At 34.3% G+C, this 25,270-nt stretch carries 26 protein-coding genes and 1 pseudogene; 1 reads left to right on the plus strand and 26 read right to left on the minus strand.

The window, feature by feature from the left end; genetic code table 11:
- Nucleotides 1-25 precede the first annotated feature (25 nt).
- The 3 genes from sucD to ERL59_RS11480 form a co-directional block, all read right to left on the minus strand.
- Entirely contained in the window at nucleotides 26-955 is a 930-nt protein-coding gene (gene sucD, locus ERL59_RS11470; RefSeq protein WP_160646364.1) for a succinate--CoA ligase subunit alpha, read from the minus strand.
- A gap of 44 nt (nucleotides 956-999) precedes the next feature.
- Nucleotides 1,000-2,160: an ADP-forming succinate--CoA ligase subunit beta gene (sucC, locus tag ERL59_RS11475; protein ID WP_160646365.1), complete on the minus strand. Its 1,161-nt coding sequence runs from the start codon at nucleotides 2,158-2,160 to the stop codon at nucleotides 1,000-1,002.
- Between the two features lie 402 nt (nucleotides 2,161-2,562).
- A complete protein-coding gene (locus ERL59_RS11480; RefSeq protein WP_160646366.1) occupies nucleotides 2,563-2,820 on the minus strand; it encodes a hypothetical protein in 258 nt (85 codons plus the stop codon).
- 266 nt (nucleotides 2,821-3,086) lie between these two features.
- On the opposite strand from ERL59_RS11480, the pseudogene ERL59_RS21675 reads away from it, so the two are divergent.
- Nucleotides 3,087-4,587, plus strand: a pseudogene (locus tag ERL59_RS21675) (YifB family Mg chelatase-like AAA ATPase).
- Between the two features lie 14 nt (nucleotides 4,588-4,601).
- Here ERL59_RS21675 and ERL59_RS11490 read toward each other — a convergent pair.
- The 23 genes from ERL59_RS11490 to plsX form a co-directional block, all read right to left on the minus strand.
- Entirely contained in the window at nucleotides 4,602-4,982 is a 381-nt protein-coding gene (locus tag ERL59_RS11490; protein WP_160646367.1) for a YraN family protein, read from the minus strand.
- Entirely contained in the window at nucleotides 4,979-5,275 is a 297-nt protein-coding gene (locus ERL59_RS11495) for an EscU/YscU/HrcU family type III secretion system export apparatus switch protein (RefSeq protein ID WP_160646368.1), read from the minus strand. Before ERL59_RS11495 ends, ERL59_RS11490 begins: the two co-directional genes overlap by 4 nt.
- The gene (locus tag ERL59_RS11500; RefSeq protein WP_160646369.1) at nucleotides 5,272-6,948 is read right to left on the minus strand and encodes a hypothetical protein; all 1,677 of its coding nucleotides are present in this window, start codon (nucleotides 6,946-6,948) and stop codon (nucleotides 5,272-5,274) included. The genes ERL59_RS11495 and ERL59_RS11500 overlap by 4 nt, the downstream gene beginning before the upstream one ends.
- 208 nt (nucleotides 6,949-7,156) lie before the next feature.
- The gene (locus ERL59_RS11505; protein ID WP_160646370.1) at nucleotides 7,157-7,765 is read right to left on the minus strand and encodes a ribonuclease HII; all 609 of its coding nucleotides are present in this window, start codon (nucleotides 7,763-7,765) and stop codon (nucleotides 7,157-7,159) included.
- Complete coding sequence (gene ylqF, locus ERL59_RS11510; RefSeq protein ID WP_160646371.1) at nucleotides 7,758-8,633, minus strand: ribosome biogenesis GTPase YlqF; 876 nt, start codon at nucleotides 8,631-8,633, stop codon at nucleotides 7,758-7,760. The genes ERL59_RS11505 and ylqF overlap by 8 nt, the downstream gene beginning before the upstream one ends.
- Nucleotides 8,630-9,235 carry a signal peptidase I gene (gene lepB / locus ERL59_RS11515; RefSeq protein WP_160646372.1) on the minus strand — a complete coding sequence of 202 codons (606 nt, stop codon included), beginning with the start codon at nucleotides 9,233-9,235 and terminating at the stop codon, nucleotides 8,630-8,632. Before lepB ends, ylqF begins: the two co-directional genes overlap by 4 nt.
- 110 nt (nucleotides 9,236-9,345) lie before the next feature.
- Nucleotides 9,346-9,690 (minus strand): 50S ribosomal protein L19, encoded by a 345-nt coding sequence (gene rplS / locus ERL59_RS11520; RefSeq protein ID WP_160646373.1) that lies wholly within the window; start codon nucleotides 9,688-9,690, stop codon nucleotides 9,346-9,348.
- Between the two features lie 142 nt (nucleotides 9,691-9,832).
- Entirely contained in the window at nucleotides 9,833-10,576 is a 744-nt protein-coding gene (gene trmD / locus ERL59_RS11525) for a tRNA (guanosine(37)-N1)-methyltransferase TrmD (RefSeq protein WP_160646374.1), read from the minus strand.
- Nucleotides 10,577-10,578: 2 nt separating this feature from the next.
- The gene (gene rimM / locus ERL59_RS11530; RefSeq protein ID WP_235929867.1) at nucleotides 10,579-11,103 is read right to left on the minus strand and encodes a ribosome maturation factor RimM; all 525 of its coding nucleotides are present in this window, start codon (nucleotides 11,101-11,103) and stop codon (nucleotides 10,579-10,581) included.
- A 106-nt stretch (nucleotides 11,104-11,209) separates the two neighbouring features.
- Nucleotides 11,210-11,440 carry a KH domain-containing protein gene (locus ERL59_RS11535; protein WP_160646376.1) on the minus strand — a complete coding sequence of 77 codons (231 nt, stop codon included), beginning with the start codon at nucleotides 11,438-11,440 and terminating at the stop codon, nucleotides 11,210-11,212.
- A gap of 24 nt (nucleotides 11,441-11,464) precedes the next feature.
- Nucleotides 11,465-11,737, minus strand: a complete 273-nt coding sequence (rpsP, locus tag ERL59_RS11540) for a 30S ribosomal protein S16 (protein ID WP_160646377.1) — start codon at nucleotides 11,735-11,737, stop codon at nucleotides 11,465-11,467.
- Between the two features lie 54 nt (nucleotides 11,738-11,791).
- A complete protein-coding gene (ffh, locus tag ERL59_RS11545) occupies nucleotides 11,792-13,159 on the minus strand; it encodes a signal recognition particle protein (RefSeq protein ID WP_160646378.1) in 1,368 nt (455 codons plus the stop codon).
- 26 nt (nucleotides 13,160-13,185) lie between these two features.
- Nucleotides 13,186-13,536 (minus strand): putative DNA-binding protein, encoded by a 351-nt coding sequence (locus ERL59_RS11550; protein ID WP_160646379.1) that lies wholly within the window; start codon nucleotides 13,534-13,536, stop codon nucleotides 13,186-13,188.
- Between the two features lie 86 nt (nucleotides 13,537-13,622).
- Entirely contained in the window at nucleotides 13,623-13,775 is a 153-nt protein-coding gene (locus tag ERL59_RS11555) for a hypothetical protein (RefSeq protein ID WP_160646380.1), read from the minus strand.
- 152 nt (nucleotides 13,776-13,927) lie between these two features.
- Nucleotides 13,928-14,935, minus strand: a complete 1,008-nt coding sequence (gene ftsY / locus ERL59_RS11560; protein WP_160646381.1) for a signal recognition particle-docking protein FtsY — start codon at nucleotides 14,933-14,935, stop codon at nucleotides 13,928-13,930.
- Between the two features lie 24 nt (nucleotides 14,936-14,959).
- On the minus strand, nucleotides 14,960-18,544 hold the full coding sequence (gene smc / locus ERL59_RS11565) for a chromosome segregation protein SMC (RefSeq protein WP_160646382.1): 3,585 nt from the start codon (nucleotides 18,542-18,544) through the stop codon (nucleotides 14,960-14,962).
- Between the two features lie 316 nt (nucleotides 18,545-18,860).
- Nucleotides 18,861-19,553, minus strand: a complete 693-nt coding sequence (gene rnc, locus ERL59_RS11570; RefSeq protein ID WP_160646383.1) for a ribonuclease III — start codon at nucleotides 19,551-19,553, stop codon at nucleotides 18,861-18,863.
- An 86-nt stretch (nucleotides 19,554-19,639) separates the two neighbouring features.
- Nucleotides 19,640-20,875, minus strand: coding sequence for a beta-ketoacyl-ACP synthase II (gene fabF, locus ERL59_RS11575; RefSeq protein ID WP_160646384.1), 1,236 nt, complete (start codon nucleotides 20,873-20,875; stop codon nucleotides 19,640-19,642).
- Between the two features lie 362 nt (nucleotides 20,876-21,237).
- Nucleotides 21,238-21,471 (minus strand): acyl carrier protein, encoded by a 234-nt coding sequence (gene acpP / locus ERL59_RS11580; RefSeq protein WP_160646385.1) that lies wholly within the window; start codon nucleotides 21,469-21,471, stop codon nucleotides 21,238-21,240.
- A gap of 62 nt (nucleotides 21,472-21,533) precedes the next feature.
- Nucleotides 21,534-22,274: a 3-oxoacyl-[acyl-carrier-protein] reductase gene (gene fabG / locus ERL59_RS11585; RefSeq protein WP_160646386.1), complete on the minus strand. Its 741-nt coding sequence runs from the start codon at nucleotides 22,272-22,274 to the stop codon at nucleotides 21,534-21,536.
- Nucleotides 22,267-23,208 carry an ACP S-malonyltransferase gene (gene fabD / locus ERL59_RS11590; protein ID WP_160646387.1) on the minus strand — a complete coding sequence of 314 codons (942 nt, stop codon included), beginning with the start codon at nucleotides 23,206-23,208 and terminating at the stop codon, nucleotides 22,267-22,269. Before fabD ends, fabG begins: the two co-directional genes overlap by 8 nt.
- Nucleotides 23,209-23,275: 67 nt before the next feature.
- Entirely contained in the window at nucleotides 23,276-24,256 is a 981-nt protein-coding gene (locus tag ERL59_RS11595) for a beta-ketoacyl-ACP synthase III (RefSeq protein WP_160646388.1), read from the minus strand.
- Nucleotides 24,253-25,251 carry a phosphate acyltransferase PlsX gene (plsX, locus tag ERL59_RS11600; protein ID WP_160646389.1) on the minus strand — a complete coding sequence of 333 codons (999 nt, stop codon included), beginning with the start codon at nucleotides 25,249-25,251 and terminating at the stop codon, nucleotides 24,253-24,255. The genes ERL59_RS11595 and plsX overlap by 4 nt, the downstream gene beginning before the upstream one ends.
- Nucleotides 25,252-25,270: the final 19 nt, after the last annotated feature.

Genomic DNA, 25,270 nt, shown 5'->3' on the forward strand with positions numbered 1-25,270 from the left:
GATATAGAAGGTTTTTTTACATTTATTATTTAGTTATACACTTTTCTAAAAGTCCATGTTCTTCTAAAACAGTTACTAATGTAGCACCCATATCTGAAGGTGTTGGAGCTACCTTCACTCCACAAGCTTCTAATGTTGCAGTTTTTTCAGCAGCAGTTCCTTTACCACCTGAAATAATGGCACCTGCATGACCCATTCTTTTTCCTGGAGGGGCTGTTTTCCCACCAATAAAACCAACAACAGGTTTTTTCATGTTTTCTTTAATCCACTGCGCAGCCTCTTCCTCTGCAGTCCCGCCAATTTCTCCAATCATAATTACAGCGTAAGTATCAGGATCTTCATTAAATCGATCTAAGACATCTATAAACTCCATTCCTTTTACTGGATCTCCGCCAATACCTACTGCTGAAGATTGACCAATACCTCGAGTCGTTAATTGATGTACTGCTTCATAAGTAAGCGTTCCACTTCTTGATACAACACCAACATGACCTTTAGTGTGTATGTATCCTGGCATAATACCTATTTTACATTCATCAGGTGTAATTAATCCAGGACAATTTGGACCAATGAGAAGCGTCTTTTTACCTTCCATATATTTTTGTACTTTAACCATGTCTAAAACTGGAATACCTTCTGTTATACAAATAGCTAATTCTACTTCAGCATCAACGGCTTCCATAATCGCATCGGCAGCAAAAGCAGGAGGTACATAAATGACGGATACTGTTGCACCTGTTTCTGTAACGGCTTCCATTACTGTATTAAATACAGGTAAAGAAGCTGTATTTCCATTTTCAAGTTCAATATCTACTTTTGTTCCTCCTTTACCAGGAGTCACACCGCCGACCATTTGTGTTCCATAATCCAATGCACCTTTTGTATGTAACATACCCGTAGATCCGGTAATCCCTTGTGTGATGACTTTTGTATCTTTATTTATTAAAATACTCATCGCATTTTCAAATCCTTTCTAAATTATTATAATATGGATGGATTTTACTTCACTAATTCCACAATTTTTTGAGCTCCATCTGCCATTGAATCTGCAGCTACTATATTTAAACCAGATTGATTTAAAATTTCTTTTCCTTGTTCTACATTTGTACCTTCAAGTCTAACAACTAAAGGACGGTCTAATTGAATCTGTTTAGCTGCTTGAACAACTCCATTAGCGATGATATCACAACGCATGATTCCACCAAAGATATTTACAAATATACCCTTTACGTTATCGTCAGATAAAATAATTTTAAAAGCTTCTTTGACTTTCTCAGTTGTTGCACCGCCCCCAACATCTAAGAAATTAGCAGGGTCTCCACCATAATGTTTAATGATATCCATCGTTGCCATAGCAAGACCAGCACCATTAACCATACAACCAATATTCCCATCTAATGCAATATAACTTAAATCAAATTTAGAAGCTTGAATTTCTTTTTCATCCTCTTCATCTAAATCACGGTATTCTAATATATCAGCATGTCGATACAATGCATTTGAATCAAAATTCAATTTAGCATCTAACGCCATGACATTTCCGTCACCTGTAACAACTAATGGATTGATCTCTGCAATAGAACAATCTTTTTCAACAAAAGCAGTATATAAACCAATCATAAACTTTACGGCTTTATTCACTAATTTAGTTGGGATATTTATAGAATAAGCTAATTTTCTAGCTTGGAATGCTTGTAAACCTACAGCAGGATCTACAACTTCTTTAAAGATTTTCTCAGGTGTTTTTTCTGCAACTTCCTCAATCTCGGTACCACCCTCTTCAGATGCCATCATAACAACTCTACCTGTATCACGGTCAACAACGATTCCTACGTAATATTCTTTCTGAATATCACATCCTTGTTCAATTAACAAACGTTTCACTTCTTTTCCTTCAGGTCCTGTTTGATGTGTTACTAAAACTTTACCTAAAATATCTCCAGCATATGTACGTACTTCATCTAAATTTTTTGCTACTTTAACACCGCCTGCTTTACCTCTTCCACCTGCATGTATTTGAGCTTTTACAACATTCACAGATGTTCCAAGTTCTTTAGCAGCCTCCACAGCTTCATCAACAGTAAAAGCAACTTTCCCTTCTGGAACCGCTACACCATACTGTCTCAAGATTTCTTTCCCTTGATACTCATGGATATTCATTCTATTTTCCTCCTATCAAAATTCACCTTAATAAAGTGTCGACAATTTTGTCTATTTATTAACGATTCTCTATTAGAACCATATATTGGAGCAGGTTTATATAGTCCTTATCACAAATCCTAAACTATTGTACCATTTTTTTTTGACAATTACCTTACTTTTAAAAAAACACACGAATCATACCAATATCATTTTTTTTAAAGTAGGTATAAAAAAAATTTATCACTATTGTTCAATAAAGAAACTTGTCGAATGTCCTTAAAGGCAAAGACAGTGCGGGAATTGTCAGTTTAGGTGTGCATGCCAATTTATGTCGCATGGAAAAACCGTCCAAGGGACGGTTTTTTCATTTCAGTAATATAAATTTCATGTGCTAAAAATCTATCTTTTACGCAAATCAAATCAATCCATAGATGTAGTTGCATTTTCAAATCTAGGTTCCCGCTCAGCCTGTTTGATAAAACGCATTTCGTTGCCGCTATAGTTACATACTCTGCATTGAATCATTGGTTCAGACTCCTCAATCAAGGTAGGTTCTTCTTGTTCAACGATCTGTCCAGAATAAGCGTTCTTTAACATTTGTAAAGATGTGGAAGCAATTAAGTTAAACTTAATTCGATTTGCACGACAGTTTGGACAAAAATATGGTTTTTCTTCCATTTTTATCACCTCAATTATAATATGTCCATCCCTCATTAAAAATATTTCAAAACAGTTGGTTTTATTAAATCCACTTTAATATAGTAGTTTTGAAAGAATAATTACCTAACTTTAATTTTATTAGATTAATTTTTATGGAATGGAAAATACAAGAAATACTTGCAGAATATAATGGTGTTTATTATAATAAATAAGAAAATTCAGGAAAAATGGAAGCACCTTTTTCTATTGTTTTATCATGATATAAGAAGAGGAGGGTGTTTTTTTTGTATGCAAAATTATTAAGTAGTTGTTTACATGGAATCGATGGTAAAATAATAGAGGTTGAAGTTGATCTAAGTAATGGTTTACCCGTTTTTCATATTGTAGGTCTTCCTGATTCTGCTGTTCGAGAATCCATAGAACGTGTAAGAGCCGCCATTAAAAATTGTGGTTTTGTATTTCCACTTCAACGTATCACAATTAATTTAGCCCCTGCAGATCTTAGAAAAGAAGGATCTTCTTTTGATTTAGCTATCGCTCTAGGCATTCTTGTGGCAAGTCATCAACTCCAAGTAGAAAACTTATCTAAAACACTCATTATTGGAGAATTAGCTTTAGACGGGACTTTAAGAGCTGTTCCTGGAGTGCTTCCAATGGTAGATTATGCACATAAACAAGGGTTACACCAAGTCATTTTACCAAAAAATAATGCATCCGAAGCAGCCTTAATTGAGCATTGTAAAGTTATTCCTATATCTCACTTGAATGATTTAAACCAAAAAGAATATCCGACGTATGTACAAAATCAAGAGATGTCTGAGCATTTAAGATGGTCAGCATTAGATAGTGTAGAAAAGGGCTCTAATGATTTCTGCCTCTGGAATGCATAATATTTTGCTTATTGGTCCTCCGGGTTCTGGTAAAACCATGTTAATGAAGCGAATAACGAGTATTTTACCAATGTTATCAAACGAAGAAGCACTTGAAGTAACAAAAATATATAGTATAACTAATAAACTTAAAAATAACCAAGAACTTATGAAAAAACGTCCTTTTAGATCTCCACATCATACGATTTCTCAAGCTGGATTAATTGGTGGTGGGAGTATACCTAAACCTGGTGAAGTGAGTTTATCTCACAGAGGGGTATTGTATTTAGACGAGTTTCCTGAATTTCATCGTCATGTTCTTGAAGTTTTACGACAACCTTTAGAAGAAAAGGAAATAACAATTAGCAGATCCAAAGCCGTATATACTTATCCTTCACAATTTATATTAGCAGCAGCTATGAATCCCTGTCCTTGTGGGTATTTAGGATCTGATTCCCAATCAAATTCTTGCTCTTGCAGTGCCCACAAAATCAATCAATATCGATCTAAAATTTCAGGACCGTTGCTGGATCGAATTGACCTGCATGTAGAAGTTCTACAAATGGATTATAACATCATAACATCTAGTGAAAAACAAATGTCTTCTGCTGAAATGATAGAACGTGTTGAGGCAGCACAAAAAATTCAACGTAAAAGATATCAACATACAGATATCCATTTTAACGGGGAAACCTACGGATCTTTAATTTATGAACATTGCAAATTGGATTCAAATGCAAAAGAGCTTTTACAAGTTTCATTTGAAGCCCTTGGATTAAGTGCTCGGGCGTATGATCGAATTATAAAAACAGCTAGAACGATCGCCGATTTAGATGAACAAACACATATTAAAAGTGAACATATCGCTGAAGCTATCCAATATCGTACATTAGATCGAAGATTTCATACAGTCTGATACTTAAATAGCAATTAAAATGCATTTTTTATGTGGTCAATTGACAGCAAAGTGTCACCCTTCTTATTTAATAATATACAAATGGCATCAAATCTAATTTTTGCATTTAATTTATTATTTTGTAGAAGAAACACCTGTGAAGCTGAACGGACTTTGTTTTGCTTTTTATAATCAATAGATTCCTGAGGAGTACCAAACCTCCCTGTATCTCTTCTTGTTCTTACTTCTAATAAAACAAGAGTATCTTTTTTATAAGCGATAATATCTATCTCTCCTAATTTGCACCTCCAATTCGTCTCTATAATATGATAGTTATTTGATTTTAAATATTTAACAGCTAATTGTTCACCTATTTGTCCGATTTTTAATCTTTGATTCTTTACATTTTTGTTCATGAATTAAATACTTTCATCATTTTTGCTTTTTGATCCGCCTTGTAAACCATTGTAAAAATCTCAGCAATAAGCTGATATAATTCTGCGGGAATTTCTTCATTTATTTCTAATTTTGATAAAACTTCTACTAGGGAAGCATCTTCTTGAATAGGAACGCCATAATTTTTTGCTTCTCTTATAATATTGTCTGCGACTAAACCTTTTCCTTTAGCTTTTAATTCAGGTGCATCATTTTTCTCAGATGTATAACTTAAAGCTACAGCTTTTGCTGTTTTTAGATCTTTTTTAATCATACTCGAACATCTACCCCCTTATATGCAGAATTAATATAGTCTCTTGTGTTATGTCTTTCACTTGACTTTCCTTGCTTTTCTGGAATAGGGAAATGTTTTAAGGAAAGAAATTGAAATCCCAAACTTTCAATAATAGGTTTCACAATTCCCGAATCTATTAACTCCTTTGTTTTAGGATGATCATTATGAATTTGTATGCTGACCATATTGCTAACAACTTGGACATCTATTAATGTTTCACCTAATGTTTTCATATTTAAATCGAACCATAAACTACAATGATTAACATCTAACTCACCATTTTTATTATAACGGCTTTGAATATTGACCGAAGAAGTCTGACCTCCGCTATCATTGTAAATAGGAATGAAAATAGTAAAGTGAGTCGTAATATCTGAGCGATTGGAAGTTAAGAATAGCTGTTGTCCAGTAATATGATTGAGTAGCTGCAGTGATTGTTCTTTAATATGATTCGGAAGATCATCAGCAGATAATAACTGTAACATTAAACCTTTAAGGTTTTGAAAGTTATTGGAAGTTTCTAAATCAAATAAACTAGCATTTTTCATAACAGATTGATTCATTTTATTTGATATAAACTCAAATGTTTTTATCGAATTTACTAATTGTTTCTCATAGTCTAATCCAAGACTGTTAATAAATCGAGCAATCCAATTTTCATTCAACTGACTATCTTGTGTCATATATCCCACAGGTCTTTGTTGATTAGATAATTCTGCGGACTTTTGTTTATTGAAATATAAAGATGAAAGTTCTGTTCTTTGAACATTAATTTCTGATTGATGAAAAACAGGATTCTCTGCATTCATCTTTTGAACAGGTTTAGTAATACCAAAGTTCTTATTATCATCGGGTGATTGAGTATTATTAGATTTTATCACCTCGGAAATCTCTTGCTGGACCATTATGCTTTTCATCATATTCTGTAATTTTACTAATAACTTCAAAGAAACCATATTGGGTTGGTTAGAAATTACAGATACGTTAGATTGATTATTGGGATTTAGATTGGATTTAACTAACAAATCTGCTTGAAGCTTAGGTTCTTTTATTGTTTGTAAATTCGATTTGAATTCAGCCACTGATTTATATAATTGGTGTATAAGCTCGTGTAGCGGTTTTCCATGCTGTATTTGCCGGATTGCTTCCATTGTGGTTTCAGTCATAGGTAAACCTCTATTAAACAGAAAAATCGCTGATTGTAAGGATTTTTTTATTAAATTACGATCCTTAGAACTAGAAATGATAGATTGAAACTGTGTTATATTCTCTTTAGTAAGAGGAATTTCTTCTTTATGTAAGGTTTGTATCAATTCTCTATTCAACGTTGTGTTCTTTATATTAAGTACATTTAATAACTGTGTTACTGATTCATTTGCATTAGGAAATACAGATTGTTCAACGGATTTCAAAAGCAATAAGCCACCTGGAGTTTTTGGTTGTACTTGCAACAACTTATGATCCCCTGGTGATAATGCAATTTCTAATTTCGCTTTTAATTGTATACCATTAATTTGAATTAATGCTTCTTGATTGTTCAAAAGCTGAAGCACCAGGCCTTTCACAATCTGTCCTTCTTTTAACTGAAGAGTTTTACTATCTGATATTTTAAAATCTCCTAAAAAATTACGCATTAAAACACTTAAATTCATAATAATCTCCCCAATTAATCTTAGTAAGCCTATCCAATTATTATCGGTAAAATACACACATAAGTGTAGAGAACCCTTGAAGATTATTCCCAGTTCACAAATAAAAAAGCCCAAAAATATAAGTGGATCATTCACTTTTAACTTTAGGACTCAATTATGTACATATTTTATTACTGTTTGTTATAAATTTCATACGTTTAAAACTGCTTTAAAAAAGGGTTTGTTGTATGTTAATGATATTTTTAAGGAAAGTCTGTCTATGTATTGGACAAGGACCAAAGTTTGTAAGGTGTTCTCTATGTAGCTTTGTTCCATAACCCTTGTGCTTAGCAATATCATATTCTGGATATTCCATATCCCACTGCAAGCACATTCGATCCCTTGTCACTTTTGCAACTATGGAAGCAGCAGCTATAGACTGACTTAGTTGATCCCCTTTGATGAGTGCTAACTGAGGGATCGGAGTACTAATTTTCTCAGCATCTATTAATAAAAAATCTGGTTGGATGGGTAAATTTTCAACGGCTTGTTCCATTGCTAAACGTGCAGCTTGTTTTATATTTATGTTGTCTATTCTGTTTGCATCCACTTTGCCTATACCAATGGCTAATGCTTTTTCCATAATTTTTTCATAACATATTTCTCTTTTTTTAGGACTTAGTTTTTTAGAGTCATTAATCCCTTCAATTACTAAATCTATAGGTAAAATAACAGCAGCAGCCACAACGTCACCTAATAAACACCCTCTGCCAACCTCATCAATGCCTGCTATGTATTGTTTGTTCTGCTGCCAATAAGTTTTTTCATAACTAATCATTCATTTTCTCCGGAGTTTCCAATGAAAATCTACCTAAGGTGCCGGCTCTCATTTCCCTTATAATGATACTTGATGTTTTTTCAAGATCAATGATTCCTCCACGTTTAATGCAGCCACGTTTTTGTCCGATATCTTCCATAACAGTTACAATTTCATTTGGATCATCTAAATCTTCGGGAATATATTTAATATCATATCTATCCTTTAGTCGTTCAGGATAATTTTCAAGAAAATATTTCACAACATAAAATGCTACGTCATCTAGGTGTAATAATGTTTCCTTAATCGCACCCGTTGCTGCTAATCCCATCCCTACATTTTGATCTTCAAATTTTGGCCATAAAATACCTGGCGTATCTAATAATTCCATTTCTGAGCCAACTTTGATCCACTGCTGCGCTTTTGTAACACCCGGTTTATCTCCTGTTTCAGCTATTTTTTTTCCTGCTAAACGATTAATCAATGTAGATTTACCTACATTAGGAATTCCAACAATTAATGATCGGATAGCTCGAGGTTTAATACCCTTTCTCAATTGGGCATCAATTTTATTCTTTATTAACTGCTTTGATCGAGGCAATATTTCTTGTACATGTGTTCCAGAAATTGAATCGATAGGTAAGGCATCTAAATTTTTTTCTTTGAAATATTTTACCCATTCAGAAGTAACAGAAGAATCTGCTAAATCTGCTTTATTTAAAAGAACAATTCGAGGTTTATCCTTTAATATTTCATCAATCATTGGATTTCGACTGGACAGAGGAACTCGAGCATCTAATAATTCAATCACGACATCAAGCAGTTTTAATTTACCTTCAATCTGTCTCCGTGCTCTAGTCATATGTCCAGGAAACCATTGAATGGTCATTGTAATTCACCAACCTCATGTGATACAATTCCTAGATCCTGTAAAGGCCAAATCACTAAGTCTGCACGACCAATAACTTGCTCATATGAAATGAAACCAATTCTTCGACTATCTTGACTATTGGGGCGGTTATCTCCCATTACAAAAACTGTGCCTTCTGGAACAATAGCTTCAGGAAAATTCAAATTATTATAACTCCCACCATTTTGTTTGGCTTTTTCTATTTCTTCTTTAATATAGGGCTCGTCTAATCGTTCGCCGTTAACAAATACTTCATCACCTTTGACTTCCACCGTTTCACCTGGTAGAGCAATAACCCTTTTAATAAAATCTTGTTCTTGATTTGCTTTAAATATAACCACTTCACCGCGCTCAGGCTCACGAATAGTATAAAGGATCTTATTAACGATTAACTTATCATTATTAAAAAAACTTGGTTCCATTGATTGCCCAGACACAACGGTTGGTGTAAATAAAAAAGAACGAATAATAACAACCAATGCTACTGCAATTAATATGGATTTGACCCATTCCCAAGATGTGTTCATAAAGGAACTTGCTTGTTTTGTTTTTTCATTATCTATTTTTTCTTCCATATCCATGACCTTTCTACTTGTAAGAATATATTGAATAACCTTAAAAATAATAAGATAGTCGTTGAGTAATTAACTGATAAAAAAAGGGACTTGTTTTAGCAAGCCCCCCTTCTTTTTTATCTTCTAATTTCTTTAATTCTTGCTGCCTTACCGCGAAGAGCACGTAAGTAATACAACTTAGCACGACGAACTTTACCACGGCGAACAACATCAATTTTATCAATTTTAGGTGAATTTATAGGAAATGTTCTTTCAACCCCAACGCCGTAAGAGATTTTTCTTACTGTAAACGTTTCACTAATTCCGCCACCACGTTTTTTGATCACTACACCTTCAAATACCTGAATACGTTCACGAGATCCCTCGATTACTTTCACGTGTACTTTTAAAGTATCACCAGGACGAAAGCTTGGTAAATCTTGACGTAATTGATCTTGTGTAATTTCTCTAACAATATTCATGAGTTAATTCCTCCTTCCAAACAGATGTTCATACCGTCTATAATATAGAAATAATCCTATATGTTCTACGAGCAGAGGACCACCTTAGTCAATCACAACAGAATGTATTTTACCATATCATGCTTAAAAACTCAATGTAATTTTATTCTTTTGTACTTTGGTCTTTAAGTTCATTTATGTATTTTAATTGTTCCTTACTTAATTTCATTTTTTCAAAAAGCTCTGGTCTACGTTCCAAAGTTCTACGTATAGATTCTTTTAATCTCCACTCATCAATGTTTTTATGATGACCTGATAATAATACATCAGGTACATCTAGTCCTCGAAATGAAGCGGGCCTTGTATATTGCGGGTATTCTAACAGCCCTGAACTAAACGAATCACTTACAACAGAGGTTTCATTCCCTAACACACCAGGAAGTAGTCGTACAACACTATCAATGACAACCATTGCAGGAATTTCTCCTCCTGTTAATATATAATCACCGATAGATATCTCGTCTGTAACTAAATGTTCTCTAATTCTTTCATCATAACCTTCATAGTGACCGCAGATAAAAATAAGATGTTGAGCTTTGGAAAGCTCCTCAGCCTTTTTTTGATCGAACTTTTTACCTTGCGGGCACATTAAAACGATTTTAGTATTTGTTTCACCTTCTGTTATCAGGTTTTCTACCGCAGAAAAAATGGGCTCTGGTTTTAATACCATCCCAGCTCCGCCCCCGTATGGATAATCATCAACTGTGTTATGTTTATTATTAGCAAAATCACGAAAATTAATAGTATTTAAATTGACAATTCCCTTATCATTTGCTTTGCCAAGTATACTTTCATTAAAAACACCACTAAACATATTCGGAAATAAGGTTAAAACATCGATCTTCATGATTATAACATTCCTTCCATCAATCGAATGATAACCTTTTTTTCTTTCACATCCACACTCAATAAAACATCATCTATAATAGGAACTAACAAATCTTGTCCTTTTTTTCGTTTGGCTACCCATACATCATTCGCACCAGTTGTTAATATGTCTGTAATTTCACCAAGCTCTTCATTTTCTTCAGAAAACACCTTACATCCTATAATTTCATGAAAATAATACTCCTCATCAGGTAGTTCAACAAGTTGATCCTCAGAAACATATATTATGTGATTTTTTAATTTTTCAACCTCATTGATATCATTAAAATCTCTAAACTTCACAATAAATACTTCTTTATGAGGTCTTGCATTTTCCACAATCATAGCTTCGTATTTATTTTCATTTTCAAGAGAGACATATAACTTACTTCCTTTTTTAAATCGAACTTCAGGAAAATCAGACTTTGAGATAATTTTGAGATCTCCACGTAAACCGTGAGTATTAACGATCTTACCTACTCTATAGTATTTTTTATTTTCCTCCAATATCATTCACTCCTAAACATCTACAGAAATTCATCATTAATATACCCATAATTAGGGAAGTAAATATATCTATAAAAAAAGGTTAGGAAAAATAGTTCCCCTAACCTTATTGAATAATATCAATGTATACACGTTTTTTATCTTTTACAGCTGCAGATGATACAACTGTACGAAGCGCTTTTGCGATCCGACCTTGTTTACCGATAACTTTCCCCATATCATCGCTATGGACAGATAATTGATAAACTGTTTCACGATCTTTTTGTACTTCATTCACATGAACATCTTCTGGATGGTCTACTAATGCCTTTACGATCGTTAAAATTAACTCTTTCATAAAAAGCCCCTCCGTATGAAGATATTATTTTTGAAGCTTTTGCTCATGAAAAGTTTTCATGATTCCTGCTTTACTGAATAAATTACGTACAGTATCAGAAGGTTTTGCACCTGTGCCAAGCCATTGAAGTGCTTTCTCTTCATTAATATTAACAGTTGCAGGCTCAGTTAACGGGTTATATGTTCCAATTTCCTCGATGAAACGTCCATCACGAGGAGAACGAGAATCAGATACTACTACACGATAAAACGGTGCTTTGTGAGCACCCATACGTTTTAAACGGATACGAGTTGCCATTATGTTTTCACCTCCTTAACAAAATAACAAAATTATTTTAGTATAATACACTTCCTATCCAAAAGGAAATTTGAATCCTTTTCCTAACTTGGGCTTTTTTCCTTTTTTACCTTGTCCACCCATCATAGTGGAAAACTGCTTCATCATTTTTTTCATATCTTCAAACTGCTTTAATAATCTGTTGACATCTTTTACAGAGGTTCCACTCCCTAATGCTATTCGTTTACGACGACTTGCATTTAAAATTTCTGGCTTTCGTTTTTCCTCTGTTGTCATGGATCTAACGATTGCTTCTACACGTCCTAACTGTTTTTCATCTACATTCAGATTTTTCATATTTTTCATTTTACCCATACCAGGCATCATATCCATAATTTGATCAAGTGGACCCATATTTCTAACTTGCTCCATTTGCTCCAGAAAATCCTCAAATGTAAATTCAGCCTTACGCATCTTACGTTCCATTTCTTTGGCTTTTTCTTCATCGATGTTGGTTTGTGCTTTCTCAATCAAACTAAGCATATCCCCCATACCAAGTATTCGAGAAGCCATCCGATCAGGATAAAAAGGTTCTAATGCATCTATTTTTTCACCCATTGCTGCGAATTTAATAGGTTTGCCTGTTACAGCTTTTACAGATAGCGCAGCACCACCTCGAGTGTCACCGTCTAATTTTGTTAAAACAACTCCAGTTAACTCAAGCTGTTGATTGAAGCTTTCTGCCACGTTCACAGCATCCTGACCCGTCATGGAATCTACAACCAGCAGTACCTCATCTGGTTTAACAGTTTCTTTAATATCCTTAAGCTCATTCATTAAGTCTTCATCGATATGCAAACGTCCCGCTGTATCAATGATGACATAATCATTGTGATTTTCTTTTGCTTGCTGTAAACCTTGTTTTGCAATTTCTACAGGATTGGCTTTATCTCCAAGTGAAAATACAGGTGTATCTATTTGTTCTCCTAAAATTTGAAGCTGTTTGATTGCCGCTGGACGATAAATATCTGCTGCTATTAAGAGTGGTTTATGATTTTGTTTTTGTAAGTATTTCGCTAGTTTTCCAGTTGTGGTTGTTTTACCTGCCCCTTGTAAACCTGCCATCATAATCACTGTTGGAGGTTTATTGGATTTATTTAATTTACTATGTGTTTCCCCCATTAATGAGGTTAGTTCTTTATTAACGATATCGATGATGACCATACCAGGCGTAAAACTTTTCATCACTTCTTGCCCGATTGCTTTTTCTTTTACTTTGTTAATGAAATCTTTAACAACCTTAAAGTTTACATCAGCCTCAAGAAGTGCAAGTCTTACTTCACGCATTGCTTCTTTTACATCATTTTCAGAAACCTTTCCCTTTCCTTTTAGCTTTCCAAAAACATTTTGCAATCTATTTGATAATCCTTCAAAAGCAGCCATTCACCTTCACCCCCCAATCCTTAATATTAAATCTCATCTATTTTTCTAACTTTTTGTATAATGTCTAACATTTGATCATTGTCATTTAAATCTAAAATGTAATCATTTAATTGATTTATTAATTCATTTCGCTTTATATAGTTCGAAACTAAATGTAATTTGCTTTCATACTGATCAAGCACTTGTTCCGCCCGTTTAATGTGCTCATATATAGCTTGTCTACTAATTTGAAATTGCTCTGCAATCTCTCCTAATGAGTAATCATCTTGAAAATAAAACTTTAAGTATGTTTGCTGCTTCTCGGTTAGTAAGTTTTGATAAAAATCAAATAACAGATTAATTCGATTTGTTTTTTCTAACATTTTTTCAGCAGACATATTCTCTTCTCCTTCTGTCAAGGAATATATCCTTACAGTCAAACTTTAATTATCATAAAGGATTTAAGAAACAATGTCAAGTGATTTTACTTGATAGGATGATATTTCAATTCAAAGGGATGATCCTTGTTATTGCACATGTGGAAAATACCATTTTGAAGGATATATTCTCTAATTTCATCTGCTTTTTTTTTAGGAACACGGATACCTCTATACATCGTGACTAAATCTTTCCTCATATCATCACCTCTCCAACTTCTGTTATCAATTCATAAAATGAAATTCATGATAAAAAGGTGATAACTATATAAGTTCGCAGCTTAATTATTCGGTTTAAAAAGAACGGATGTTATATCATACGATATAACATCCGTCATTTTATATTTGCTATTTATTCCACAGATTCCTCTACTTCTCTTTTCTCTTCATCTTTAATCAACCCTGCAAACAATGCGTGAACAAACTGCTCTGAGTCAAATTCCTGTAAATCATCCATTTGTTCTCCTAAACCTACAAACTTCATTGGAATATCCATTTCATTTCGGATTGCTACTACAATACCACCTTTAGCTGTTCCATCCAGTTTAGTTAGTACTAAACCTGTAACACCTGTTTTTTCTCCAAATAATTTGGCTTGACTAAGGGCATTCTGTCCAGTTGTTGCATCTAATACAAGTAATACTTCATGGGGAGCATTTGGAACCTCACGTTTTATAACACGATATATTTTATTGAGTTCTTCCATCAAGTTTGTTTTATTTTGCAATCTACCTGCTGTATCACAAAGCAAAATGTCGGCTTCCCTTTTTTTAGCTGCTTGTAATGCATCATAAATAACTGCTGCTGGGTCTGAACCTGCTTGTTGTTTCACAACATCTACACCAACACGGTCTCCCCAAACTTCAAGCTGTTCTATCGCACCTGCACGAAACGTATCTCCTGCAGCTAACAAAACTTTTTTTCCTTCGGAATTAAAACGGTGGGCCATTTTCCCTATCGTTGTAGTTTTTCCTACTCCATTTACTCCAACAAAAAGAATAACCGTCAAACCGCTCTCTTGTATATTTAAGCTGTTATCCTCTTTCCCAGATAACAATTCTACGAGTTTCTCTGAAAGAACTGGCTGTAAGTCAACTGCATCTTCGATTTTTCTTTTGCGCACTTCCGTACGTAGCTCATCAATCAACTCCATCACTACATTAACGCCTACGTCCGCCCCAATTAAAATTTCTTCTAACTCTTCATAAAAATCCTCATCAATTTTCTTACGACGAAGAACTAATGTTTCTATTTTTTCAGTAAATGCAGTGCTCGTTTTACTTAACCCATCCTTAAACTTAGTTGTTACGTCTTCTGTTTTTTTAGAAATTTTATCTTTTAGTTTTTTAAAAAAACTCATAAATATCCTCCTTCTTATATTACTTTATGATGCAGAGAAAAATCCATCCTCCTCTTCATCCAATCGAACTGAAACTAATTTAGATACTCCATCTTCTTCCATAGCCACACCGTATAACACATCAGCTTCTTCCATCGTCCCTTTACGATGAGTAACAACAATAAATTGTGTCTGTAAAGAAAATTCCCTTAAGTATTCAGCGAAACGAGTAACATTCGCTTCATCGAGTGCGGCTTCTACCTCATCCAATACACAAAATGGTACAGGTTTCACGTGTAATATTGCAAATAATAAAGCGATTGCTGTTAAAGCTCTTTCTCCACCAGATAACAATTGTAGATTTTGCAGTTTCTTCCCAGGGGGTTGTGCAACGATGTCTACACCTGTTTCTAATAAATTTTCTGGATTACTTAATATTAAATCTGCTCTCCCACCACCAAACAACTTCGAAAATGAAACAACGAAGTTTTTGCGAATATCTTCAAATGTTGTAATAAAACGCTGTGACATCTGTTCATCTAATTGCTCTATCACTTGATAAAGTGTATCTTTGGCTTCAATAAGATCTTGTTGTTGTTTAGTCAAAAATTCAAATCGATTATGAATTCGTTCAAATTCGTCAATGGCACCCAAATTCACCTCACCTAACGAAGTAATTTTTCTTTTTAATTGCTTTACCATTTCTTGCGTTTCAACAACATCATTAGGAAGAGAATATTTTTGTTTTGCCAATTCAAAACTGAGTTCGTAGTCTTCAGAAAGTTTATTTAATAAATTTTCTAACTCTACATCCAACCGATTCACTTTTACTTCTACTTGATGTAATTTATCCTCTGTCTGTTTCAAAGCTAATCTTTGTTCTTTTGTTTCATTTTCTTTTAATTCTATCATCTGTAATCCATCAGCACGTTCTTTTCTTTTAAAAGCAACTTGGTTGCTGCATTCTTGTTTATTTATTTTAAGCAGATTTAATTTTTCAAGTTGTTCTACATACTCTCTTTCATTTTTTTCACTCTCTGCTTCAAGCTGTAGTTTGGTTTGATCATTTGCATTCATTTCTATCTGCAACTGCGTTAACTCATGTTGAAAACGATGCAACTGCTCCATAGTGGCTTGTTTCTCCTGTGTAATAGAAGCTACTCTAACCTTTAAATCCGTTAATTCATTCTGTACTTCATCTTTTATAAATTGTTTTGTTTTTTTACTCTCTTCTGCTTCCTTCATCACTTGTTGTATTTTTTCTTCAGTTTGTAAAGATTCTGTTAATTTCATTTGTTCCCTTTTTTCTTTTTCAATTAACTCCTCTGATTTTTGTAATAATTGTTCAAGCTCTAATTGATTTGAAGAAATTTGTGATTCCTTATGCTCCATTTGTTGCTGACACTGATGAATTTCTGATTGTATTTTCTGTTCCTGCAAACGAAACTGTTCTCCCAGCGTTCGTAACTCTTCAAGTTCTGATGAAGTTTTAGAAATTTCCTGCTTTACATTTTTGCTTTTTTCCTGTAATTGATCAAGTTGAATTTCTGAATTTGTAATTTGATGTTCCAATTCCTCAATTTGTCTTTTACGACCTAAGAGATTCGTATTTTTCTTTTGTTTACTTCCACCAGTCATAGAACCGCCAGCATTAACAACATCACCATCTATAGTTACTATTTTAAACCGATAAGAACAAGAAGCAGCAATTCGATTGGCATCCTCTAAGCTATCAGCAATAATTACCTGACCTAATAAATTAGAAACAATAGATGAATAAGAAGAATCAAATTGTATTAAGTCAGCCGCAATACCGATATAACCTTTATTTTTATTCATTTTATGAATTTCATTTTGAGAAATGGTGCGAGGTTTAATAATATCTATTGGTAAGAATGTAGCTCTACCCAACTTTCTCTGTTTCAAGTAAGAGATGGCTTGTCTGCTGTCTTGTTCGTTCTCCATGACAATAAACTGGAGAGCACCTCCAAGTGCTGTCTCAACTGCAGTTTCTAATCTAGCAGGAACTTTTACTAATTCAGCCACTGCTCCATGAACACCACTTAACCCTCCAGAAGTTTGTCCCCTCTTTTTTAGTACTTCTTTAACACCATGAAAGAACCCATCAAAATCATTTTCCATTTCTTTGAAAGTATCTTTTCTTGAAATTAAAGAATTTAATTTTTGCTGCCATTTTTGTATAGTTAATAAAATATCTTCCAGTAATCTTTGTTTCTTCTTAACCTGCTCACTGATTTGATAGTATTTATTTTTCGTATCATTAATTTGATTCTGTACTTGTTCTAAGGAGGCTATTGTTGCCTCATTATTAGTATGAAGCTCATGATGTTGTTCAATCAAAAGTTTATGTAATCGTTGTAGTTCTTCTTTCTTCTCTTCATTCATTCTTAGTTGTTGACTAATATTACTAATTTCATTTTGACTTTGTGCAATTTCATTAATTACTTTTAACAGTGTTTCTTGCAGTTGTTCATCTGAGTCAATATTCAACTCTGATGTAATACCTAATAAATGTTCTTGCTTTTCTTCTAAGTTGTGCTCAGCTTCTTTAAGTTGATGTAGGATTTGCTCTAATTTAGATTCAAATGAATACTGCTCATTTTGTACATTTTCATGACGTTGGTTTTTTTCAATTACTAAAATTTCATGTTGTGTTTTTTGCTGTAATAGATTTTTTTGTCTTTCTTTAAGAACCTCACCAAAACCCTCGCTTTTTTCAACCTCTTCACTAAGGTTTAATAAGGTATTTTGCAATGCATCCAATTCATCCTCTAGTTGTTTTGCAACTATGCGGTCTTTTTCAATCGTTGCATCATGTTGATTTACAATTGTGGAAAGTTCAATTTGTTTGTTTTGTAATTGCTTTAAAGTTTGTGAGGATGCTTCCCAATGTTGATGTGCTTCTTCAATTTTATACACATAAAGGGAAATGTCATGTGCTTTTAATTGCTCCTTTAACTTTTTATATAAAACTGCTTGTTCAGATTGCTTTTGCAAAGGTTCGATTTGATCTTCTAATTCAGCAATAAGATCGTAAATTCTAAGCAGGTTTTGTTCAGTTTCAGCCAATTTTCTTTCTGATTCTTTTTTTCTAGTTTTAAACTTTACAATGCCTGAAGCTTCTTCAAAAATTCCTCTTCTCTCTTCTGAACGGTTGCTTAAAATTTCTTCAATTTTACCTTGTCCAATGATAGAATAAGCTTCTCTACCAATACCTGTATCCATAAAAAGCTCTATAATGTCTTTCAATCGACAAGCTTGTTTGTTTATAAAATACTCACTATCTCCATTCCGGTGTATGCGTCGAGTCACTGTAACTTCACTAAAATCAAGCAATAACTTCTCATCTGTATTATCCAATGTAAGTGAAACTTCACCAAAATTTACAGGTTTTCTTAACTCACTACCAGCAAAAATGATATCCTCCATTTTACCCCCACGCAAGGATTTGGCTTTTTGTTCTCCCAACACCCAACGTATGGAATCAGAGATGTTACTTTTCCCACTTCCATTTGGACCTACAACAGCAGTGATGCCTTGTACAAAGTCTAATGCAGTCTTGTCGGCAAAAGACTTAAAACCATTTAATTCAATCCTTTTTAAAAACATATAAAGGTCTCACCTCATGAATAAATATAACACAATTTCACCCCAAAAAGTGAACTAGATTCATAGATGTAATATCCGAATACTTTTCGGGGACCCCATAACAACAAGCCCAAAAGTTTTGAGTTCCCAGTTTAGGAAGAACTGGTGTCGGATGTTAGCCACATGGACGTGGCTGGTTTTAATCGACCGACTACTTTTGCGGGTCTTAAAATGAAAAGAGCCACCATCAAGTTTTTTATACTTGAGGAGCCCTTCTAATAAAATTTTAATTGACGGTTTCTATAAACGCTCATCGATCGATGAATTTTAAAAAAAATCATTTATAATTTAATTTTATAAGTGCTTTGGAAGCAGCTTGTTGTTCTGCTTCTTTTTTTGATCGCCCTGTACCTTTACCTAAAGATGTGTCATTCATGCTAACTTCAGATACGAACAATCTTTCATGAGCAGGACCACTTTCATCTATGATCTTATATTTTATTGCACCCATATTATGCTGTTGTGTAAATTCCTGAAGTTGTGTTTTGTAGTCTTTTAATTGCGGTTTACCTTCGCTTGATAACTTAGGGAAAATATACTTTTCTAAAAATGATTTCACTGCTTCTAATCCTTGATCAAGAAACAATGCTCCCATAAAGGATTCAAATAGATCTGCCAACAAAGCAGGTCTTGCTCTTCCACCCGTTAACTCTTCTCCTTTACCGAGAAATGCATATGCACCAAAATCTAAAGCTGATGCAAATTTTTCTAAAGATGGCTCACAAACAATTGAAGCTCTTAGTTTTGTTAACTCTCCCTCTGGTAATCGTCGATAGGTTTGAAATAAATATTCAGAGATCGTTAATTCAAGTACTGCATCACCTAAAAATTCTAATCTTTCATTATCTTCGTATTTAGATAAGCGATGCTCATTCACATAGGATGAATGAGTAAATGCTTGCTTCAATAATTTTTGATTTTTAAAAAAGATATCCAACTTTGTCTGTAATTGTTTCAAATCCTGATTCATATATTTCACCACCTAAACGATTAAAAGTAAAACTACATATAAGATTTAACTTTAGAGCTAATCTGTCCTAAATATTGCTACTTTTTTCATTCATATTTTTTCATAATAATACTAGCGTTATGTCCACCAAAACCAAATGAATTAGATAGTGCCACTTCAACCTCAGATTTACGAGCTACATTTGCGGTATAATCCAGATCACACTCAGGATCTTGATCATCTAAATTTATAGTAGGTGGAATCATACCGTGCTTTAAAGTCAATGCAGTAATAACTGCTTCTAGGCCTCCTGCTGCTCCTAATAAATGACCTGTCATTGATTTAGTGGAGCTTATAGCCAATTGATACGCATGTTCTCCAAAGGTTTCTTTAATCGCATTTGTTTCTGAGATATCTCCAACTGGAGTGGAGGTCCCGTGGGCATTAATATAATCTATTTTATTTGGTTGAATATCAGCATCTTTCAGTGCATTTTTCATACATCTTTCTGCACCATCTGGATTAGGATCAGTGATATGATATGCATCTCCACTCATTCCATAACCGATAATTTCACCATATATTTTTGCATTTCGCTTCACAGCATGATCATAAGACTCTAAAATCAAAACTCCAGCGCCCTCGCCCATGACAAAACCATCTCTACCAGTATCAAAAGGACGGCTTGCCTTTTCAGGCTCATCATTTCTTGTTGACATTGCACGTAATGCACAAAATCCAGCCACACCTGTTAATGTAATTGGAGCTTCTGCTCCACCACAAATCATGACGTCGGCATCCCCTCGTTGAATCAATTTAAAGGAATCACCAATAGAATGTGTCCCTGTAGCACAAGCTGTAACTGGAGTTGTATTAGGTCCCTTTGCACCCGTACGAATAGATATCTGACCTGATGCCATATTTGCAATCATCATAGGGATGAAAAATGGACTGACACGTTTTGGACCTTTATTTTGCAATATTGTATGTTGTTCTTCCCACGTTTGCAGTCCTCCAACACCTGAACCAACGATGACGCCTGTTCTTTCAGGATTCGTATCTTCTTTGACATTTAAATTAGCATCTTCTAAAGCATGGGTAGCTGCTGCAATCGCTAATTGTACAAATCGATCCATTTTACGTGCTTCTTTTCTCTCCATATAATCTTCAGGATTAAAGTCTTTTATAGAAGCAGCAATTTTAGTACTCAAATCACTGACATCGATGGATTCGATGATAGAAACTCCAGATTTCCCCTCTAATAGATTGTTCCAAAATGATTCTAAATTAGAACCAAGGGAAGAAGTTACACCCAAACCTGTGATCACAACTCTTTGCTTCATAAAATTCACACCTCTATATAAAACATAGTAAGCTTCTCGTCAACAATGCAGTTGATTAACGGTAAGAGCTTCTTGTTAATGAAATATGTTACTAAATTAGTAGAAAATAAATGATTACTTAGACATTCCTAAGTATATGTAATTTAATGCCATAAGGTTAATTATACCATATAAGTTACTTTGTCACAAACGTTAGTTCGCTATATACATTTATTACAAATATAAAATCATCTATTCATGACCTTTCACAGATCCCGATTAGTTTTTCCCTCATTCACATCATTTACAACTATAAAATGATAGATAATAGTCCCGTTAATGAACGGGACTTGAAGATTCTAATTAAATTATATAAGGTTCAATTATTTATGTGATTCTATGTAATTCACAACTTCACCTACGGTATTAATTTTTTCAGCATCTTCATCAGAAATTTCCATTTCAAACTCATCTTCTAATTCCATGATTAACTCAACTACATCTAAAGAATCTGCACCTAAATCATCTTTAAAAGATGCTTCGGGAGTAACTTCAGCTTCATCAACACCAAGACGATCAACAATAATTTTCTTAATGCGATCCATTAATTCTGACATTCAGTTCACCTCCTCCATGGTATTATACTTAAAATCAACTAAAATTTCCATATGCTTTTTATTTACATATACATTCCACCATCTACATGTAATGTTTGACCAGTAATATAAGAAGATTCATCACTAGCTAGGAATTTTACTGCATTTGCAATTTCAGCAGGTTGTCCCATTCTTGCTAGTGGAACCTGACTTAATATCCCTTCTTCCAAATCTCCTTTTAAATGATCTGTCATATCTGTTTCAATAAACCCAGGTGCGACTGCATTTACAGTAATTCCACGTGGAGCCAATTCCCTAGCAGCTGATTTAGTTAAACCGATAACACCCGCTTTTGCAGCAACATAATTAGCTTGCCCTGCATTCCCTAATACCCCTACAACGGAAGAAATATTAATAATTCTACCTGAACGCTGTTTCATCATAGGTCTTGATACCGCTTTGATACAGTTGAAGACACCCTTTAAATTGATATCAATGACTTGATCAAATTCATCTTCTTTCATACGCATTAACAAATTATCCCTTGTTATGCCAGCATTATTCACCAAAATATCAATCTTACCAAATGTTTCTATCGTTTTTTTGAACATATCACTAACTTCAGAAACCTGAGAAACATTCGCTTTAATTTTAATCGCTTTTTGCCCGAAATCTTCTATAGTGTCTACAACTTCAGCAGCTGCTTTTTCATTTCCTGCAAAATTGACAACGATATCTGCACCTGCTTCTGCTAGAGATAAGGCAATGGCTTTCCCAATACCACGAGAAGCCCCTGTTACTAAAGCAACTTTCCCCTTAAGCATGTAATCCCTCCATTTTAAAATCTTCTAATGATTTCATGTTATTAATAGAAATCACTTTCACTTTACGATTAATCTTCTTAATTAATCCTGCTAGTACTTTTCCAGAACCAATCTCAAAGAACGTATCAACCCCTTGTTCTAGTAGGTAATTAATACTGTCTTCCCAAAGTACTGGAGAATATACTTGATCAACTAATAACTTTTGGATTTCTGTTGGATGTGTTACCGTTTTCGCCGTTACATTTGCTACAACAGGCACTTTTGGACTATTCAGGGTGATTTGACTCAATTCCACTGAAAGCTTATCAGCTGCGTCCTTCATAAGAGAAGAATGAAAAGGTCCACTTACTTCCAACGGTAACAATCTTTTAGCTCCTGCTTCTTTCCCTTTGTCAATAATCTCTTGAACACCTTCTGTTGTACCAGAGATAACAATTTGTCCAGGACAATTAATATTTGCCATTTCAACTAATCCTACATTTTCACTAACTTCTTTACATAATTTCTCTAACTGCTCTCTCCCTAAACCAAGAACTGCTGCCATCGTTCCTTTACCTTCAGGTACTGCTTGATCCATAAACTCACCACGTAAGCGTACAATTTTTACGGCATCTTCAAAGCTCATTACCTCTGTAGCAACTAAAGCGGTATATTCTCCTAAACTATGTCCTGCTACAAAATCAGGATGGACTCCCACCTCTTTAAAAACTTCATACAATGCCATACTTGTCGTAAGCAAAGCTGGTTGGGTATTATAAGTAAGTCTTAATTTTTCATCAGGACCTTCAAATATTAAATCTGTCAGTTTAAAATCTAATATTTCATCTGCTTTATCATAAATTTGCCTAGCGCCCTCATGTTGTTCATAAGCATCTAACCCCATTCCAACAGTTTGGGCACCTTGTCCTGGAAAAACAAATGCAATTTTTCCCATTTAATCAACTCCTAAAAATATGGTGTTAAAAAGATCCGTTTTCACCGAGAAAGGGGGGTTTTTCTTCTTACCAAATAATTACGGAAGCACCCCATGTTAATCCACCACCAAAACCAACAAGTACAATACAGTCACCTTCGCTTATTCTTCCTTGCTCATTAGCTTCAGCTAAGGCAATAGGTATGGAAGCAGCGGATACATTACCATAATTTTGTAAATTAACAACACATTTTTCCTCAGACAATTCCAATCGATCCAAAGCCGCTTGTATGATACGGATATTGGCTTGATGAGGAACTAATAAGTCAATGTCCGATTTATTTAAATCTGCTTTTTTCAAAGCTTCTTCAGCTGCTGAACCCATAATTCGAACTGCAAATTTAAAAACTTCCCTTCCTTCCATCGAAATGTAATGTAATTTATTTTCAATTGTTTGTATAGAAGATGGATATCTCGAGCCCCCTCCTTCAACTTTTAGCAAATCGCCACCTGAGCCATCAGCTCCTAGCTCAAAAGAACGAAAGCCTCTATCATTGGCAACAGGTCCAAGTACAACAGCTCCTGCTCCATCTCCAAATAAAACACAGGTATTACGATCTGTATAGTCTGTTAATGTTGACAAACTTTCTGCACCTACTACTAAAATATGTTTATATGTACCATTCGCAATAAAATTAGACGCATTCGCTAAGCCATAAATAAATCCTGAACAGGCAGCAGATAAATCATAAGCCGCTGCCTTTTTGGCCCCTAATTTATCTTGTAATATACAAGCAGTAGAGGGAAAAATCATGTCAGGTGTCACTGTTGTAACAACGATAAGATCAAGATCCTCAGCATTTATTCCTGCATTTTTCAAAGCTTCTTCAGCTGCTTTTAATGCAAGGTCTGAAGTTGCTTGGTTTTCAGATTTTATTCTTCTTTCCTCAATTCCAGTACGTGTTTTAATCCACTCATCATTCGTTTCAACTATATTCTCTAAATCTTTGTTTGTTAATATTTTTTCAGGAACATACTTTCCAGTTCCAATAATTCCAACTGAAATCATCTATTATTACCCTCATTTCTAATTTCAGAGGCAATTGAATCCACTAGCTTTTTTTCAATAGCATTTCTAGCTTGACCGATAGCATTTTTTACTGCATTTGCATCTGAGGAACCATGGCTTTTAATACATACACCATTTACTCCTAATAAGGGTGCACCACCATAAGTGGTATAATCCATCTTCTTTTTAAAAGCACTCAAACTGGATTTTAAAATAGCTGCAGCTGCTTTTCGCAGTAAGTTTTTCGTTAATTCAACTTTCAAAACAGAAAAAACATTACTCGCTGTACCTTCCATCGCTTTTAATAATATGTTACCTACAAATCCATCACATACAAGTACATCACAGTTTCGATTCAATACATCTCTTGCTTCTACATTCCCTATAAAATTAATGGGAAGTTGCTCAAGCAGTGGATAAACCTCTTTTGTAATCTCACTCCCCTTTCCCTTCTCGGTGCCTACATTAAGCAGTCCAACTCTTGGAGAGTCCATACCATGAATTTTTGTTCTGTATATATTTCCCATTATTGCATATTGTACTAAATGCTCTGCTGAAGCATCCATATTGGCTCCCAAATCTAAAGCAAGCAAACCAACATTGTCCATCGTAGGTAACATAGGAGCTAAAGCAGGTCTTTCAACACCGGGAATACGACCCATAACCAACAATCCAGTTGCCATTAATGCCCCTGTATTTCCTGAAGAAATCATCGCGTCAGCACTTCTATCCTTTACCATTTTCCCTGCTAATACCATAGATGAGTTTTTTTTACGACGTACTGCTCTGACAGGCTCTTCATCCCCTGAAATCATCTCATCAGTGTGATTAACTGTAATATTGGGAAAAGTCGTATCGAGTAATGGATCAATTTGTTTAGAATCACCCACTAAAATAATTTCAATATCTTTCCATTGTTTAGTGGCTAACATCGCGCCCCTTACATTTACCTCAGGTGCATGATCTCCACCCATCGCATCAATCGCGATTTTCATCGGAGTCACTCCCCTCATT

The organism is Chengkuizengella marina (genome assembly GCF_009910845.1).
Lineage (GTDB): Bacteria > Bacillota > Bacilli > Paenibacillales > KCTC-33759 > Chengkuizengella > Chengkuizengella marina.